Source organism: Streptomyces sp. NPDC088554, assembly GCF_044752945.1.
In the GTDB taxonomy this organism is placed as follows: domain Bacteria; phylum Actinomycetota; class Actinomycetes; order Streptomycetales; family Streptomycetaceae; genus Streptomyces.
Genome location: NZ_JBIVMF010000020.1, coordinates 39,590 through 54,268 on the forward strand (window position 1 = coordinate 39,590; position 14,679 = coordinate 54,268).

Here is a 14,679-nt window from a genome sequence, read left to right on the forward strand (position 1 = left end):
GCAAGCAGACCGCCGACGCTGTCCGGACCGGCACCATTGTCTCCGCCGACGCCGTCGCCGGAGCCACCCCCGTCGTCGAGGCCGGTACCCCGCGCAGTATCGGTCAGCTGGTCGCCTCGGCGACCGCCGAGCTGTCCGGGCTGGTGCACGACGAGATCGCCCTGGCCAAGGCCGAGATCCGGCAGGACGTCAAACGCGGGGTGACGGGCAGTGTCGCCCTCATCATCGCGGGCGTGTTCGCCCTGTTCTCCCTGCCGGTGCTGAGCTTCGCCGCCGCGTACGGGATCCACAATCTGGGCCTCGGCCTCGCCTGGTCATTCCTGATCGTGGGCGCGGCGTTCCTGCTGCTGGCAGGGGTGCTGGCGGCGCTGGCGGTCATGAAGTTCAAGAAGGTGAAGCCGCCGGAGCGGTCCATCGCCTCGGCCAAGGAGTCGGCTGCCGTCCTCCAGAACGTGCGGCCGCACCCGCGTGAGATCGGGGAAACCTCGAAGTCTGTGGCACGCTCGACCACATGACCGCCCCCGATTCCGACCCCGGCAGCACTCCCGGCACCGTGTCAGGCCCGCCCCCGGACGCGCTCCCCGGAGCGACGCCGGCCTCCGCCGTGCGTCTGGAGGGTCCCTGGACCCACCGCGATGTCGCGGCCAACGGCGCGCGCTTCCATATCGCCGAGATGGGGGACGGGCCGCTGGTCCTGCTGCTGCACGGCTTTCCGCAGTTCTGGTGGACCTGGCGGCACCAGCTCCCGGCGCTGGCGGACGCCGGGTATCGCGCGGTGGCCATGGATCTGCGGGGCGTCGGCGGCAGCGACCGTACGCCCAGGGGGTACGACCCGGCCAACCTGGCCCTGGACATCACCGGGGTGGTGCGCTCCCTCGGCGAGCCCGACGCCGCGCTCGTCGGCCATGACCTCGGCGGGTATCTCGCCTGGACGGCGGCCGTGATGCGGCCCAAGCTGGTGCGCCGGCTCGCGGTGTCCTCGATGCCGCATCCGCGCCGCTGGCGGTCGGCGATGCTCTCGGACTTCTCGCAGAGCCGGGCCGGGTCGTATATCTGGGGCTTCCAGCGGCCCTGGCTGCCGGAGCGTCAGCTCGTCGCCGACGACGCGGCGCTGGTGGGGCGGCTCATCCGGGACTGGTCGGGGCCCGGGCTGCCCGACGACGAGGCGGTCGAGGTCTACCGGCGCGCGATGACCATCCCGTCGACGGCGCACTGCGCGATCGAGCCGTACCGCTGGATGGTGCGGTCGATGGCGCGGCCCGACGGGATCCAGTTCAACCGGCGGATGAAGCGTCCGGTGCGGGTCCCGACGCTCCAGCTGCACGGGTCACTCGATCCGGCGATGCGTACGCGCAGCACGGCGGGGTCGGCCGAGTACGTGGAAGCGCCCTACCGCTGGCGGCTGTTCGACGGGCTGGGGCACTTCCCGCACGAGGAGGATCCGGTGGCCTTCTCCTCGGAACTCATCAACTGGCTCAAGGACCCCGAGCCCGACCGCTGAGGCCCGGCCGTCGGCGTCCGGTCACGGGTCGCCCGGCTGTCGGCGCCCCGCCCTTGGCACCCGGCCGCTGGAACGCTTGTCCTACGAACAGCCAATTGCCTCGCGCATAGGCCAATTGGCCGTCTCCCCGGCGGTTACCGACCATGGGCCGGGGGCAAAAGTCGGGGTATGGGCTGGACGCACGACTACGGTGACGCAGTACGCAACCGCCGCTCGGCCTCTGCGCCGACCACCCGCGAAAGGGGCGGCCCCGAAGGTCAGGGCCACGATCCCCAGCTGGGTATTTCCCGCATTCTCCGCCGCAGAGCCCGCTGGGTCTCGGCCCGCCTGCGCCATCAGCGCGGGTAGGTCCTCTCCCGGCACTGGCTCCTGGCCGCGGCCGTTCGCAGCGGCGCCCGTCCGCGACGGGCCCGATGGGCTCGTCGGGCTCGTCGGGCTCGTCGACAGAGCCGTCTACAGCGCGCATCCCTCGGTGTCGACCTGCTGGGTGGCGGTCCGGCCGAGGGTGATGTCCTCGCGGATCTCGTCGACCGTCAGCGCGTAGCCGGTCTGCGGGTCGTCGAGCGACCTGGCGAAGATCACTCCGTACACCTGCCCCTCCGGGGTGAGGAGCGGGCCGCCGGAGTTGCCCTGGCGGACCGTCGCGTAGAGCGAGTAGACATCGCGGCGGACCTCGGAGCGGCGGTAGATGTCCGGGCCGTTGGCGCTTATCCGGCCACGGACGCGCGCGGAGCGTACGTCGTACGCGCCGTTCTCCGGGAAGCCCGCGACGATCGCGTCGTCCGCGCTCCTGGCGTCCGCGCCGGCGAACTGGAGCGGTGTCGCCGGGAGGTTGGGCACGTCGAGTACGGCGATGTCGCGCTGCCAGTCGTAGAGGACGACCTTGGCGTCGTACAGACGGCCCTCACCGCCTATCTGGACCGTGGGCTCCTCGACGCCACCGACCACATGCGCGTTGGTCATGACCCGGCGGTCGGCGAAGACGAAGCCGGAACCTTCGAGGACCTTGCCGCAGCTCGGCGCCGTACCGACGACCTTGACGATGGAGCTCTTGGCGCGCTCCGCGACGGCGCTGCCCGCGAGCGCCGGATCCGGCGGGCTGACCTCGGTGATGGGCTCGTTGGCGAACGGGCTGAAGACCTGCGGGAAGCCGTTCTGCGCGAGTACGGAGGAGAAGTCCGTGAACCAGGTCGACGCCTGGGGCGGCATCACCCGGGAGACCCCGAGCAGCACCTTGGAGCTGCGGACCTCCCTGCCCAGGGTGGGCAGCGAGGTCCCGGCGAGGGCGGAGCCGATCAGCCAGGCGACCAGCAACATGGCCACGACATTGACCAGCGCGCCGCCCGAGGCGTCCAGGGCGCGGGCGGGCTGCCAGGTGATGTGACGGCGGAGTTTGTTCCCTAGATGGGTGGTGAACGCCTGGCCCACGGAGGCGCAGACGATCACTATGACCACCGCGACGACGGCGGCCGTGGTGGAGACCTCTGAGTCCGCGGTGAGTCTGGCCCAGACCACGGGGAGCAGATAGACCGCGACGAGACCGCCGCCGAGGAAGCCGATCACCGACAGGATGCCCACGACGAAGCCCTGGCGGTAACCGACGATCGCGAACCACACGGCGGCGAGCAGCAGCAGGATGTCCAGCACGTTCACCGTCAGTAGCCTCGCTTGCTCGCAGATATGTCTCCGGATCCCTCCGGTGGGATCACGGCCGCCGGGGGCACAGCATTGGGTCAGCCTGTCACGCGCGCCAATCGAGCGGGACGTGATGCGAGCGATCCCATGGTCGCTCCCAGCCCGCGAAGTGCAGGATCCGGTCGATCAACCCGGCGGTGAAACCCCAGACCAGGGCGGATTCGACCGTAAATGCCGGGCCCTGGTAGCCGCTCGGGTGGCGGGCGGTCGCGCGGTTGGCCGGGTCCGTGAGGTCCGCCACGGGCACGGTGAAGACCCGGGCGGTCTCGCCGGGGTCGATGGCGTCGACCGGGGAGGGGCGACGCCACCAGCCGAGCACGGGCGTCACCACGAAGCCGCTGACCGGGATGTAGAGCCTGGGCAGGACGCCGAAGAGCTGGACGCCCGCCGGATCGAGACCCGTCTCCTCCTCGGCCTCCCGCAGCGCGGCGCGCAGCGGGCCCGTGGTCGCCGGATCCCCGTCCTCGGGGTCGAGCGCGCCGCCGGGGAAGGCGGGCTGTCCCGGATGCGAGCGCAGGTTGCTGGACCGCTCCATGAGCAGCAGCTCGGGGCCGCGGGTGCCCTCGCCGAAGAGGATGAGCACGGCGGACTGCCGGCCCCCGCCGCCCTCGGGCGGCAGGAATCTGCTGAGCTGCTCCGGCGCCACGGTCCGTGCGGCCCGCACGACGGGCGCGAGCCACTCGGGCAGCCCGTCGGTGGTGACGGCGGTCCCGGTCGTCGGATCGCCGCAAGTCTCTTCAGCGCGCGTCATGAGCACCCCTGTCGTACAACGCCTGCCGCCGGACGGATCGTTCCGCCGGTGTCCGGCACCACTCGTTCGTGTGTTCTCCGTCCCGTTTCCCTGTTCCGTTCACGTGGTGGACCGCACTCGCCACTGAGCTTGTCCACCGGAATCGTCCGCCATGCCGTATCAACGCCGTTATCGACGTCATACGGCACGAGCGCCCCGGCTGCTCAACGCGCGGCCGGGGCCGGCGCGCCCGGATAGCCGGCGGGCGGGCTGAGGCGCTGGCCGGGCCGGCCGCCCATCTCGTACTTGAGGAGCTTCCGAGCCTTCTCCGGGTCCGTCTCGCCCTCGCCGTACGACGGGCACAGATGCGCGATCGGGCAGGCGCCACAGGCCGGTTTCCGGGAGTGACAGATACGGCGGCCGTGGAAGATCACGCGGTGCGAGAGCATCGTCCACTCGCTCTTGGGGAAGATCGCGGCGATCTCCGCCTCGACCTTCTCCGGATCCTCCTGGACGGTCCACTTCCAGCGGCGGACCAGCCGGCCGAAGTGGGTGTCGACCGTCAGTCCCGGGACGCCGAAGGCATTGCCCAGAACGACATTGGCCGTCTTGCGGCCGACGCCCGGCAGCGTCACCAGATCCTCCAGCCGGCCGGGGACCTCGCCGTCGAAGCGGTCGCGCAGCGCGGTGGACAGCCCTATGAGCGACTTCGTCTTGGCCCGGAAGAAGCCCGTCGGACGGACGATCTCCTCCATCTCCTCCGGCACGGCCGCCGCCATGTCCTCGGGCGTCGGATACTTCGCGAAGAGGGCGGGCGTGGTCTGGTTCACCCGGAGGTCGGTCGTCTGGGCGGACAGGACCGTGGCCACCAGCAGCTCGAACGGGTTCCGGAAGTCCAGCTCCGGATGGGCGTACGGATAGACCTCGGCCAGCTCCCGGTTGATCCGGCGGGCCCGGCGGACCATCGCGAGCCGCGACTCCGGCCGTGACCCGGACGCAGCCGCGCCCGATGCGGCACCTGCCCCTTTTGCTGCTTTTTTCGGTTGCACCGAAGGCTGTTCGCCCACGGCGGAATTACGCTCCACGGACACTCTCCCAGCCCCCTTGGCCTGCGCTGTCACCGGCGAGTTGAACACCCGGCCAGCGTAGAGCCCGGCACCGACATCCGCCCCGGCCATGGCCGATCACCACCCGAATCGGCCCCCGGGGCACGGCTGAGCACGCCCGTACGTCAAACTTGTGACTGATCGCACTTGTTTCGGACACCCGGAATCCGGCGGCGGGCGAAGCGGTCGAGAATGCCGGGCCACCCGAGAAGATGAAGCACGTGCTGCATTATGGGGACCACGGTCCCCGCGCAGGTGGGGACCACCGTTCCCTGAGCAGGTCGACAAGGAGAGAATCACGTGGACGACGTTCTGCGGCGTGCCCCGCTCTTCGCGGCGCTCGATGACGAGCAGGCAGCGGAGCTGCGCGCCTCGATGAGCGAAGCGACGCTCGCGCGCGGTGATGCGCTCTTCCACGAGGGCGACCCGGGCGACCGCCTCTATGTGGTCACCGAGGGCAAGGTCAAGCTGCACCGCACCTCCCCCGACGGCCGCGAGAACATGCTGGCCGTGCTCGGCCCCGGTGAGCTGATCGGCGAGCTGTCCCTGTTCGACCCCGGCCCGCGCACCGCCACCGCGACCGCGCTCACCGAGGTCAAGCTCCTCGGCCTCGGACACGGCGACCTCCAGCCGTGGCTGAACGCCCGTCCGGAAGTGGCCACGGCCCTGCTGCGCGCCGTCGCCCGACGGCTGCGCAAGACGAACGACCAGATGTCCGACCTGGTCTTCTCCGACGTACCCGGCCGGGTGGCGCGCGCGCTGCTCGACCTGTCGCGCCGCTTCGGCGTGCAGTCGGAGGAGGGCATCCATGTCGTCCACGACCTGACCCAGGAAGAGCTGGCCCAGCTGGTCGGCGCCTCCCGCGAGACGGTCAACAAGGCCCTCGCCGACTTCGCCCAGCGCGGCTGGCTCCGCCTTGAGGCGCGCGCGGTGATCCTCCTGGACGTGGAGCGCCTCGCGAAGCGCTCGCGCTGACCGCCGCACGGCACGTACGCACGTTCGAAGGGCCCCACCGAGGTGGGGCCCTTCGGTTTTCCCCGGGCCCGGTTGTCGCCCGGGCCCGGTTGTCAGAGGGGCTGGCTACTCTGCTTGCACTGAGGCGTCACAGGTGGGGGAGGTCCAGCATGATCGCCGTAGATGACCTGCAGCGCACGGCTGAACGCATCGCCGATGAGTTCGAGGGCTGCCCACCGACGCCTTCAAACGCAGATAGACCGATCGTGCCCGGGTCAGATCAGGCCGTGCTCGCGCAGGTATTCGAGCTGTGCCCGCACGGAGAGTTCGGCGGCCGGCCAGAGCGAGCGGTCCACGGCGGCGTAGACATGGGCGACCACCTCCGAGGGGGTGCGGTAGCCGTTCTCGACGGCTGTCTCGATCTGGGCGAGGCGGTTCGCGCGGTGGGCGAGGTAGAACTCGACGGCGCCCTGGGCGTCGTCGAGGACCGGTCCGTGGCCGGGCAGGACCGTGTGGACTCCGTCGTCGACGGTGAGCGAGCGCAGTCTGCGGAGGGAGTCCAGGTAGTCGCCGAGTCTGCCATCGGGGTGCGCGACCATCGTCGTGCCGCGGCCGAGGACGGTGTCCCCGGTCAGTACCGCGCGGTCGGCGGGCAGATGGAAACAGAGCGAGTCGGAGGTGTGACCGGGGGTGGGTACGACCCGCAGCTCCAGGCCGCCGGTGGTGACGACGTCCCCGGGCGCCAGCCCCTCGTCGCCGAGGCGCAGAGCCGGGTCCAGGGCCCGTACGCGCGTACCCGTCAGCTCGGCGAAGCGTGCCGCGCCTTCCGCGTGGTCCGCGTGGCCGTGGGTGAGCAGGGTCAGCGCGACCCGTTTCCCGGCCTTCTCGGCCGTGCCGATGACCGACCTGAGGTGTACGTCGTCGAGCGGGCCCGGGTCGATGACGACGGCGAGCTCCGAGTCCGGCTCGGAGACGATCCAGGTGTTGGTGCCGTCGAGGGTCATCGCGGAGGCGTTCGGCGCGAGGACGTTGACGGCTCGGGCGGTGGCGGGGCCGGACAGCACCCCGCCGCGCGGCTGACCGGGGAGGGCGGCGGCTTCGGTCATCGGGGGCCTCCGGTCCGACTCGGGGAAGGGAGCGTGCTGTGGGCGGACGGTGGGGCGGGCGCGGCCATGCGCTTGGTGAACTCGTCATGCCCCGGCCAGCTCAGCACCAGCTCCCCGTCCTCCAGCCGCGCCCCGGCCAGTACGGGCGCCAGGTCCTGGTCGGCCGCCCCGGCGAGCGCCTCGGCGGCCGACCCGTACGGCTGGAGCGCGCGCAGCGTCGAGACGGTCGGCGGCATCATCAGCAGCTCGCCCTTGTCGTACCCCTCCGTCGCCTCGGCCGGTCTGATCCACACCGTGCGGTCGGCCTCCGTGGAGGCGTTCCGGGTCCGCTGGCCCGCCGGGAGCGCGGCCACGAAGAACCAGGTGTCGTAGCGGCGCGGCTCGAACTCCGGGGTGATCCAGCGCGCCCACGCGCCGAGCAGATCGGCGCGCAGGACCAGCCCGCGCCGGTCGAGGAAGTCCGCGAAGGACAGCTCGCGGTCGACGAGGGCCGCGCGGTCGGCCTCCCAGTCGTCGCCGGTCGTGTCGTCGACGACGGTCTCCGCGCTCTCCCCGGCGAGCAGGACGCCGGATTCCTCGTACGTCTCCCGGACCGCCGCGCAGACGATGGCCTGCGCGGACGCGGCGTCGACCCCGAGCCGCCCGGCCCAGGTGTCACGGCTGGGCCCGGCCCAGCCGATGGGCCGCCCGTCGTCCCGGGGGTCGACCCCGCCGCCCGGATAGGCGTAGGCGCCGCCCGCGAAGGCCATGGAGGTCCTGCGCCGCAGCATATGGACGGCGGGGCCGTCCGGGCCGTCGCGCAGGAGCATCACGGTCGCGGCCCGCCGGGGGCTCACCGGTGTCAGCTCACCGGCGGCGAGGGCACGGATTCGCTCGGGCCATTCGGGCGGGTACCACTGACCATTGGGCATGGCCGGATGCTATGCGCTGGGGCCGTGTTGTTCGAGAGGCCCCAGCGTCACACCCGGGCATCCGAAGGCATCGGGACACCCCGGGCGCCCGGCACTCCCTACCCGTACCCCCGCATAACGAAGATCCCGTGCGGCGCGTACGCACGCGCCGCACGGGATCCCGGAGAAGCCGTCGCGTCCCCGCTCAGTCCTCGGTCAGCTCCACCTGGATCTCGACCTCGACCGGCGCGTCCAGCGGCAGCACCGCCACGCCCACCGCGCTGCGCGCGTGCACGCCCTTGTCGCCGAGGACCTGGCCCAGCAGCTCGCTCGCGCCGTTGATGACGGCGGGCTGGCCGGTGAAGTCCGAGGCCGAGGCGACGAAGCCGGTGACCTTGACCACGCGCGCGATGCGGTCCAGGTCTCCGGTCACCGATTTCACGGCGGCCAGGGCGTTCAGCGCGCAGACGCGGGCCAGTTCCTTGGCCTCCTCCGCGGTGACCTCGGCGCCGACCTTGCCCGTGACCGGAAGCTTGCCCTCCACCATCGGGAGCTGGCCCGAGGTGTAGACGTACGCGCCGGACCGCACGGCCGGCTGATACGCGGCCAGCGGCGGTACGACCGCCGGGAGGGTCAGCCCCAGCTCGGCGAGGGTGGCCTCGACCGCCCCGCTCACGCGGTCTTCTCCCGCTTCAGGTAGGCCACGAGCTGCTCGGGGTTGCTCGGCCCGGGAACGACCTGGACGAGCTCCCAGCCGTCCTCGCCCCAGGTGTCCAGAATCTGCTTGGTCGCGTGCACGAGAAGGGGCACGGTCGCGTATTCCCACTTGGTCATGGAGCGACTGTAGTCGTACCGCGCGGCAGCCTCGTGCGTAGCCCGCGGGCTTACTGGTTAGGCTCGAATACGTGAGCAGGCTCCAGGTCGTCAGCGGCAAGGGCGGTACCGGTAAGACGACGGTCGCCGCAGCACTCGCGCTCGCCCTCGCGACCGAGGGCAAACGCACTCTCCTCGTCGAGGTGGAGGGAAGACAAGGAATAGCGCAACTTTTCGAGACAGAGGCCCTTCCGTACGAAGAACGGAAAATCGCGGTCGCCTCGGGCGGCGGTGAGGTGTACGCGCTGGCCATCGACGCCGAGCGCGCTCTTCTCGACTACCTCCAGATGTTCTACAAGCTCGGCAGCGCGGGCCGGGCGCTCAAGAAGATCGGCGCGATCGACTTCGCGACGACGATCGCGCCGGGGGTACGGGACGTCCTGCTGACCGGCAAAGCCTGCGAAGCCGTTCGCAGGCGGGACAAGCAGGGACGTTTCACCTATGACTATGTGGTGATGGACGCCCCGCCGACCGGCCGCATCACCCGCTTCCTGAACGTGAACGACGAGGTCGCGGGGCTGGCCAGGATCGGCCCCATACACAACCAGGCGCAGGCCGTGATGCGCGTACTGAAGTCCCCCGGGACGGCGGTGCACCTGGTGACCCTCCTGGAGGAGATGCCCGTCCAGGAGACGGCCGACGGCGTCGCCGAGCTGAAGGCCGCCGAGCTGCCGGTCGGCAAGGTGATCGTGAACATGGTGCGGCCCCATCTGCTCGACGAGGCGGCCGTCGGCGCCGCCTCCGGGAACCGCCGCAGGGAAGTCGCCAAGGCGCTCGCGACGGCCGGCGTGACGGCCCCCGCCAAGCTCGTGGGACCGCTCCTCGACCAGGCCGCCGAACACGCGCAGCGGGTGGAACTGGAGCGCGAGCAACGGGCCGTCCTGGCCAACCTGGGACTGCCCACACATGAACTCCCCCTGATCGGGGAGGGGATGGACCTCGCCGGTCTGTACCGGCTGGCGGGAGAGCTACGGCAACTGGGAGAGGTCTTCGCATGACCCTGGGCTCCGCGGCCGCACCGCTCGACATCGATCCGCTGCTCGACGACCCCGCCACCCGCATCATCGTGTGCTGCGGCTCCGGCGGGGTCGGCAAGACGACGACCGCCGCCGCTCTCGGCGTACGGGCGGCCGAGCGCGGCCGGAAGGCCGTCGTTCTCACCATCGATCCGGCGCGCAGGCTCGCGCAGTCCATGGGGATCGACTCGCTCGACAACACACCGCGCCAGGTGAAGGGCGTCGAGGGCACCGGCGAACTGCACGCCATGATGCTCGACATGAAGCGGACCTTCGACGAGGTCGTCGAGACGCACGCGGACGGGGAACGGGCCAGGGCCATCCTGGAGAACCCGTTCTACCAGTCCCTGTCGGCCGGCTTCGCGGGCACGCAGGAGTACATGGCGATGGAGAAGCTGGGGCAGCTGCGGGCCCGCGACGAGTGGGACCTGATCATCGTCGACACCCCGCCGTCCCGCTCCGCGCTGGACTTCCTGGACGCGCCGAAGCGGCTCGGGTCGTTCCTCGACGGGAAGTTCATCAGACTGCTGATGGCCCCGGCGAAGATGGGCGGCCGGGCCGGGATGAAGTTCCTGAATGTCGGTATGTCGATGATGACCGGCACGCTCGGGAAGCTGCTCGGCGGCCAGTTCCTGCGCGACGTACAGACGTTCGTGACGGCGATGGACACGATGTTCGGCGGCTTCCGTACGCGCGCGGACGCGACGTACCGGCTGCTCCAGGCGCCCGGCACGGCCTTTCTGGTGGTCGCGGCGCCGGAGCGGGACGCGCTGCGGGAGGCCGCGTACTTCGTGGAGCGGCTGGCCGCCGAGGAGATGCCGCTGGCCGGTCTGGTCCTCAACCGCGTCCACGGCAGCGGGGCCGCCCGGCTGTCGGCGGAGCGGGCGCTGGCCGCCGCGGAAAATCTTGAAGAGGGCCGCATTGTGGATCAGGGAGCCGGGAAGGATGGGGATCGTGGCAGTGCAGCACCGGACAGCTCCTCTCCCGAAGCCGCCGAGGCGCACCAGCCCCCTCCCACATCGCCCGCTCCATCCGCAACTGCAGTTCCCGTAACCGCCGTTCCCTCAGGCGCTGTTTCCGCGGCCGCTGTTTCCTCGGCCGCGGAGGAGCCACCCGCGGACGAACCGCCCGCGCCCGAATCGCCCATGTCCGACCCGCCCGCATCTGCACCCTCGTCGGAGCCCGCCGACGCGACGCCCTCTGTCACAAGTGTGGAACAGCTGACGGCGGGTCTGCTGCGGCTGCACGCCGAGCGGATGCAGGTTCTCGCCCGCGAGGCGCGCACCCGCGACCGTTTCACCGCGCTCCACCCCGAGGTCGCGGTGGTCGAGGTGGCAGCCCTGCCCGGGGACGTGCACGACCTGGCAGGACTCCGCGCCATCGGCGACCGCCTCGCGGCGGGCGGGCCCGGCGCCCGCGAGGGCGCGTAGGCGCCTTCGGTACGCAGGGGTCGGTGCGCCTCAGCCGTACGACGCCGGGGCGCCGTCTCCGTACCGCCGCGCCCGTGCACAGAAGCCCGTACACAGAAGCCCGTACACAGAAGCCCGTGCGCAGAAGCAGGCGTCTGGCGACGGAAGCGGGCACGGCAAAGGTACGGGCGCCGGGCAGCGCTCACCCGGCAGCGCACGTCCGGCCGGGGCGACAGCCGCTTCGGTATGCCTCGAAGCGTCTCCGCCCACCGCCGGTACGCGTGTTGTGGAAGTGGCCCGCGCGTCGGCCCGGGGGCTACCCCACCGCCGCGTACGTCTCGTACGTCTCGTCATCCTCCAAGCCCACGGGCAGAAGGCCCGCGCTGCGTTCGTACTCCGTGCGCGCGGTCTCCAGCAGCCGGCGCCACGAAGTGACGGTCGGACGCCTGCGCAGCAGCGCACGGCGCTCCCGCTCCGTCATCCCGCCCCACACGCCGAATTCGACGCGGTTGTCCAGCGCGTCGGCCAGGCACTCCGTCCGCACCGGGCATCCGGTGCACACCGCCTTGGCCCTGTTCTGCGCCGCACCCTGTACGAACAGTTCATCTGGATCGGTAGTGCGGCATGCTGCCTGCGCACTCCAGTCGGTTACCCAGCCCATGCTGGCGCCGTCCTCTCCCGAATCGAGGCTCCCCCACGGCGGCAGCGGCATATTCACCGTTGCCAGTTGAGGACGTTACGGAAGGTGGGGACAGCGCAACACCCCCTTCGGGCCCAATCTTGAATGGCCCGAACGGACTATGCGTAAGCGGCAGATCACCCAGAGGAGTGACCGCGGGGCATAAAAGACCAATCCGAACAGAGCCGGATATTCAGGTGGAGTCACAACGGACTTACGCCAACGGAAACGAATGATTCGGACATCGTCTCTCGCGGTTTCGGGTTCACCAGAAGTTCATCGGCGGCCTTGTTGTACAACCGCACCGCTGTGACAGCTGGGAGCAGCTTAGGCCAGAGCCTTGACGCGTGTCCGGCGATTGAGAACGTAGGCTGCCCCCATGCCAAAAAAGCGCTCGGGCGGGGGTCTGACCGGGACCCAGCAGGCCGCCAAATTCCTCGGTGTCAGCGTGCTCGCGGGAGCGGTTCTGGCGGGGATCGCCCTGCCGGCCTTCGGGGCACTGGGGCTCGCGGCCAAGGGAACGGTCGAAGGGTTCGACGAGATCCCCGCCAACCTCAAGACCCCGCCGCTGAGTCAGCGCACCACCATCCTGGACGCCGACGGCGGCCGTATCGCCACGGTCTACTTCCGTGACCGCACCGTCGTGCCGCTCAAGGACATCTCCCCGTACATGCAGAAGGCGATCGTCGCGATCGAGGACTCGCGCTTCTACGAGCACGGGGCGATCGACCTCAAGGGCGTGCTGCGCGCGGTCAACCGCAACGCGCAGTCGGGCGGGGTCGCCCAGGGTGCGTCGACCCTGACGCAGCAGTACGTGAAGAACGTCTTCGTGGAGGAGGCCGGCGACGACCCGGACAAGGTCGCGCAGGCCACCCAGCAGACGCTGGGCCGCAAGATCCAGGAGCTGAAGTACGCGATCCAGGTGGAGGAGGAGCTCGGCAAGAAGAAGATCCTTGAGAACTACCTGAACATCACCTTCTTCGGGCAGCAGGCGTACGGCATCGAGGCGGCGTCCCAGCGCTACTTCTCCAAGCCGGCCAAGGACCTGGAGGTGCAGGAGGCGGCGATGCTCGCGGGCATCGTCCAGTCACCGACCCGCTACGACCCCGTCAACGACGAGGAGGAGGCCACCAAGCGGCGCAACATCGTGCTCCAGCGGATGGCCGCCGTCGGTGACATCTCGCAGACGGAGGCCGACACGGCCAAGGCCCTGCCGCTCGGGCTCAAGGTGAGCCGCCCCAACAACGGCTGCATCACGGCGGTCAGCGGAGCCGGGTTCTTCTGCGACTACGTGCGCTCGGCCTTCCTCACCGACCCGGCCTTCGGCAAGACCCGCGAGGAACGCAGCAAGATCTGGACCCAGGGCGGGCTGACGATCCGTACGACGCTCGACCCGAGGGCCCAGCAGTCGGTACAGGCGTCGATCAAGGAACACGTCAACCAGAGCGACAAGGTCGCCACGGCGGTCACCCTGGTCGAGCCCGGCACCGGCAAGATCCTCGGCATGGGGCAGTCCAGGCCGTACGGGTTCGGCAAGAACGAGACCCAGATCAACCTCTCGGTCGACCACGCCATGGGCGGCTCGAACTACGGCTTCCCGACCGGCTCGACCTTCAAGCCGTTCCTCGCGACGGCCGCCCTGGAGCGCGGGGTGCCGCCGACGCAGTCGTACCCGTCCCCGTACCAGATGCCGTACCCGAGCTCGATCCCCACGTGCAGCGGAAAGCCGTGGGTCAACCTCGGCGGCGACACGGCGGAGAACGAGAACGAGTCCGAGGTCGGGCCGTACGCGCTGAAGAAGGCGATGGCCCTGTCGGTCAACACGTACTTCGTGCAGATGATAGGGCAAATCGGTCTCTGCCCCGTGACGGAGACGATCTCCAAGCTCGGGGTCGTCCAGGGCGACGGCAAGAAGCTCCCGGAGTCGCCGTCGGCGCTCACGCTGGGGTCGCAGGGCATCTCGCCGCTGCGGATGGCCACCGCGTACGCCGCCTACGCGAACCGGGGTACGTACTGCACACCGATCGCCATCTCCTCGATCAGGACAGCGACCGGCAAGAGCCTCACGGTCCCGAAGTCGTCCTGCTCGCGGGCGATGTCCGAGAACACCGCCGACACGATCAACACCCTGCTGAAGGGCGTCGTCGACTCCGGCACCGGTGAGCAGGCCGGCCTGTCGAGCCGCGACAACGCGGGCAAGACGGGGACGACGGACGGGCGGAAGAACGCCTGGTTCGTCGGCTACACCCCGAACATCTCCGGCGCGGTATGGGTCGGCAGCCCATCCCAGCAGGTGCACATGGAGAACATCAGCATCGGTGGCGTCTACCACGACAAGGTGTTCGGCGGGCAGGTGCCGGGACCGATCTGGAAGGACGCGGTGACCGGCGCGCTGGAGAACAAGCCCGCGCCGCCCTTCACGACGGTCGAGATCCCGGACCCGCCGAAGGGCGGGGAGACCGACAGGCCCGGCAACGACCGCGGCCGCAGCGACGGCGGCCGGAGCACCGGCGACCAGGGCACGGGGGACGACTCGAACCCGGGCAACGCCACCGGCGGCGGCGATGACCCCGAGACGCCGTTCGGTGGCCTCTCGTTCCCGCCGGACCTGATCGGCGGGGGCCGGAGCGGTGGGAACGGTGGGAACGGTGGCTATGGGAACGGTGGGAACGGGAACGGTGGCGGGAACTTCCGGTAACCGGTAGCTCGTGATCCGTACC

At 70.5% G+C, this 14,679-nt stretch carries 15 protein-coding genes; 7 read left to right on the forward strand and 8 right to left on the reverse strand.

The window, feature by feature from the left end:
- The first annotated feature begins 35 nt into the window (after positions 1 to 35).
- The 3 genes from ACIP8W_RS22955 (at position 36) to ACIP8W_RS22965 (ending at position 1,849) form a co-directional block, all read left to right on the forward strand.
- Entirely contained in the window at positions 36 to 515 is a 480-nt protein-coding gene (locus ACIP8W_RS22955; protein WP_401955528.1) for a phage holin family protein, read from the forward strand.
- On the forward strand, positions 512 to 1,501 hold the full coding sequence (locus tag ACIP8W_RS22960) for an alpha/beta fold hydrolase (protein ID WP_401955486.1): 990 nt from the start codon (positions 512 to 514) through the stop codon (positions 1,499 to 1,501). Before ACIP8W_RS22955 ends, ACIP8W_RS22960 begins: the two co-directional genes overlap by 4 nt.
- Before the next feature lie 168 nt (positions 1,502 to 1,669).
- Complete coding sequence (locus ACIP8W_RS22965) at positions 1,670 to 1,849, forward strand: hypothetical protein (RefSeq protein WP_401955485.1); 180 nt, start codon at positions 1,670 to 1,672, stop codon at positions 1,847 to 1,849.
- Between the two features lie 105 nt (positions 1,850 to 1,954).
- Here ACIP8W_RS22965 and ACIP8W_RS22970 read toward each other — a convergent pair whose 3' ends face one another.
- From ACIP8W_RS22970 to nth, 3 genes are all read right to left on the reverse strand, one after another.
- Positions 1,955 to 3,154, reverse strand: a complete 1,200-nt coding sequence (locus tag ACIP8W_RS22970; protein ID WP_401955484.1) for a MarP family serine protease — start codon at positions 3,152 to 3,154, stop codon at positions 1,955 to 1,957.
- A gap of 88 nt (positions 3,155 to 3,242) precedes the next feature.
- A complete protein-coding gene (locus tag ACIP8W_RS22975; protein WP_401955483.1) occupies positions 3,243 to 3,947 on the reverse strand; it encodes an NUDIX hydrolase in 705 nt (234 codons plus the stop codon).
- 203 nt (positions 3,948 to 4,150) lie between these two features.
- Positions 4,151 to 5,017 (reverse strand): endonuclease III, encoded by an 867-nt coding sequence (nth, locus tag ACIP8W_RS22980; RefSeq protein ID WP_401955482.1) that lies wholly within the window; start codon positions 5,015 to 5,017, stop codon positions 4,151 to 4,153.
- A 315-nt stretch (positions 5,018 to 5,332) separates the two neighbouring features.
- Between nth and ACIP8W_RS22985 the strand changes: the two genes are divergently transcribed.
- Entirely contained in the window at positions 5,333 to 6,007 is a 675-nt protein-coding gene (locus ACIP8W_RS22985) for a Crp/Fnr family transcriptional regulator (protein WP_015034542.1), read from the forward strand.
- 254 nt (positions 6,008 to 6,261) lie between these two features.
- On the opposite strand, the gene ACIP8W_RS22990 is transcribed toward ACIP8W_RS22985, so the two are convergent.
- From ACIP8W_RS22990 to ACIP8W_RS23005, 4 genes are all read right to left on the reverse strand, one after another.
- Positions 6,262 to 7,092: an MBL fold metallo-hydrolase gene (locus ACIP8W_RS22990; protein ID WP_402204398.1), complete on the reverse strand. Its 831-nt coding sequence runs from the start codon at positions 7,090 to 7,092 to the stop codon at positions 6,262 to 6,264.
- Positions 7,089 to 8,003, reverse strand: coding sequence for an NUDIX hydrolase (locus ACIP8W_RS22995; RefSeq protein ID WP_402148157.1), 915 nt, complete (start codon positions 8,001 to 8,003; stop codon positions 7,089 to 7,091). Before ACIP8W_RS22995 ends, ACIP8W_RS22990 begins: the two co-directional genes overlap by 4 nt.
- A gap of 184 nt (positions 8,004 to 8,187) precedes the next feature.
- Positions 8,188 to 8,658 carry a RidA family protein gene (locus ACIP8W_RS23000; RefSeq protein WP_401955479.1) on the reverse strand — a complete coding sequence of 157 codons (471 nt, stop codon included), beginning with the start codon at positions 8,656 to 8,658 and terminating at the stop codon, positions 8,188 to 8,190.
- Complete coding sequence (locus tag ACIP8W_RS23005) at positions 8,655 to 8,816, reverse strand: DUF4177 domain-containing protein (RefSeq protein WP_401955478.1); 162 nt, start codon at positions 8,814 to 8,816, stop codon at positions 8,655 to 8,657. Before ACIP8W_RS23005 ends, ACIP8W_RS23000 begins: the two co-directional genes overlap by 4 nt.
- Before the next feature lie 71 nt (positions 8,817 to 8,887).
- On the opposite strand from ACIP8W_RS23005, the gene ACIP8W_RS23010 reads away from it, so the two are divergent.
- Both ACIP8W_RS23010 and ACIP8W_RS23015 read left to right on the forward strand, forming a co-directional pair.
- Positions 8,888 to 9,853, forward strand: a complete 966-nt coding sequence (locus tag ACIP8W_RS23010) for an ArsA family ATPase (protein ID WP_401955477.1) — start codon at positions 8,888 to 8,890, stop codon at positions 9,851 to 9,853.
- Positions 9,850 to 11,301, forward strand: a complete 1,452-nt coding sequence (locus ACIP8W_RS23015; protein ID WP_402204400.1) for an ArsA family ATPase — start codon at positions 9,850 to 9,852, stop codon at positions 11,299 to 11,301. The genes ACIP8W_RS23010 and ACIP8W_RS23015 overlap by 4 nt, the downstream gene beginning before the upstream one ends.
- 295 nt (positions 11,302 to 11,596) lie before the next feature.
- Here ACIP8W_RS23015 and ACIP8W_RS23020 read toward each other — a convergent pair whose 3' ends face one another.
- Positions 11,597 to 11,941 carry a WhiB family transcriptional regulator gene (locus ACIP8W_RS23020; protein ID WP_030353248.1) on the reverse strand — a complete coding sequence of 115 codons (345 nt, stop codon included), beginning with the start codon at positions 11,939 to 11,941 and terminating at the stop codon, positions 11,597 to 11,599.
- A 397-nt stretch (positions 11,942 to 12,338) separates the two neighbouring features.
- On the opposite strand from ACIP8W_RS23020, the gene ACIP8W_RS23025 reads away from it, so the two are divergent.
- Positions 12,339 to 14,657 (forward strand): transglycosylase domain-containing protein, encoded by a 2,319-nt coding sequence (locus ACIP8W_RS23025; protein ID WP_402204401.1) that lies wholly within the window; start codon positions 12,339 to 12,341, stop codon positions 14,655 to 14,657.
- Positions 14,658 to 14,679: the final 22 nt, after the last annotated feature.

Bases quoted from the DNA above. Each gene is read 5' to 3' on its own strand.
- ACIP8W_RS23025 (WP_402204401.1), top strand. From the start codon at position 12,339: ATGCCAAAAAAGCGCTCGGGCGGGGGTCTGACCGGGACCCAGCAGGCC.
- ACIP8W_RS22975 (WP_401955483.1), bottom strand. From the start codon at position 3,947: ATGACGCGCGCTGAAGAGACTTGCGGCGATCCGACGACCGGGACCGCC.
- ACIP8W_RS23005 (WP_401955478.1), bottom strand. From the start codon at position 8,816: ATGACCAAGTGGGAATACGCGACCGTGCCCCTTCTCGTGCACGCGACC.
- ACIP8W_RS22995 (WP_402148157.1), bottom strand. From the start codon at position 8,003: ATGCCCAATGGTCAGTGGTACCCGCCCGAATGGCCCGAGCGAATCCGT.
- ACIP8W_RS22965 (WP_401955485.1), top strand. From the start codon at position 1,670: ATGGGCTGGACGCACGACTACGGTGACGCAGTACGCAACCGCCGCTCG.
- ACIP8W_RS22990 (WP_402204398.1), bottom strand. From the start codon at position 7,092: ATGACCGAAGCCGCCGCCCTCCCCGGTCAGCCGCGCGGCGGGGTGCTG.
- ACIP8W_RS22960 (WP_401955486.1), top strand. From the start codon at position 512: ATGACCGCCCCCGATTCCGACCCCGGCAGCACTCCCGGCACCGTGTCA.
- ACIP8W_RS23015 (WP_402204400.1), top strand. From the start codon at position 9,850: ATGACCCTGGGCTCCGCGGCCGCACCGCTCGACATCGATCCGCTGCTC.
- ACIP8W_RS23020 (WP_030353248.1), bottom strand. From the start codon at position 11,941: ATGGGCTGGGTAACCGACTGGAGTGCGCAGGCAGCATGCCGCACTACC.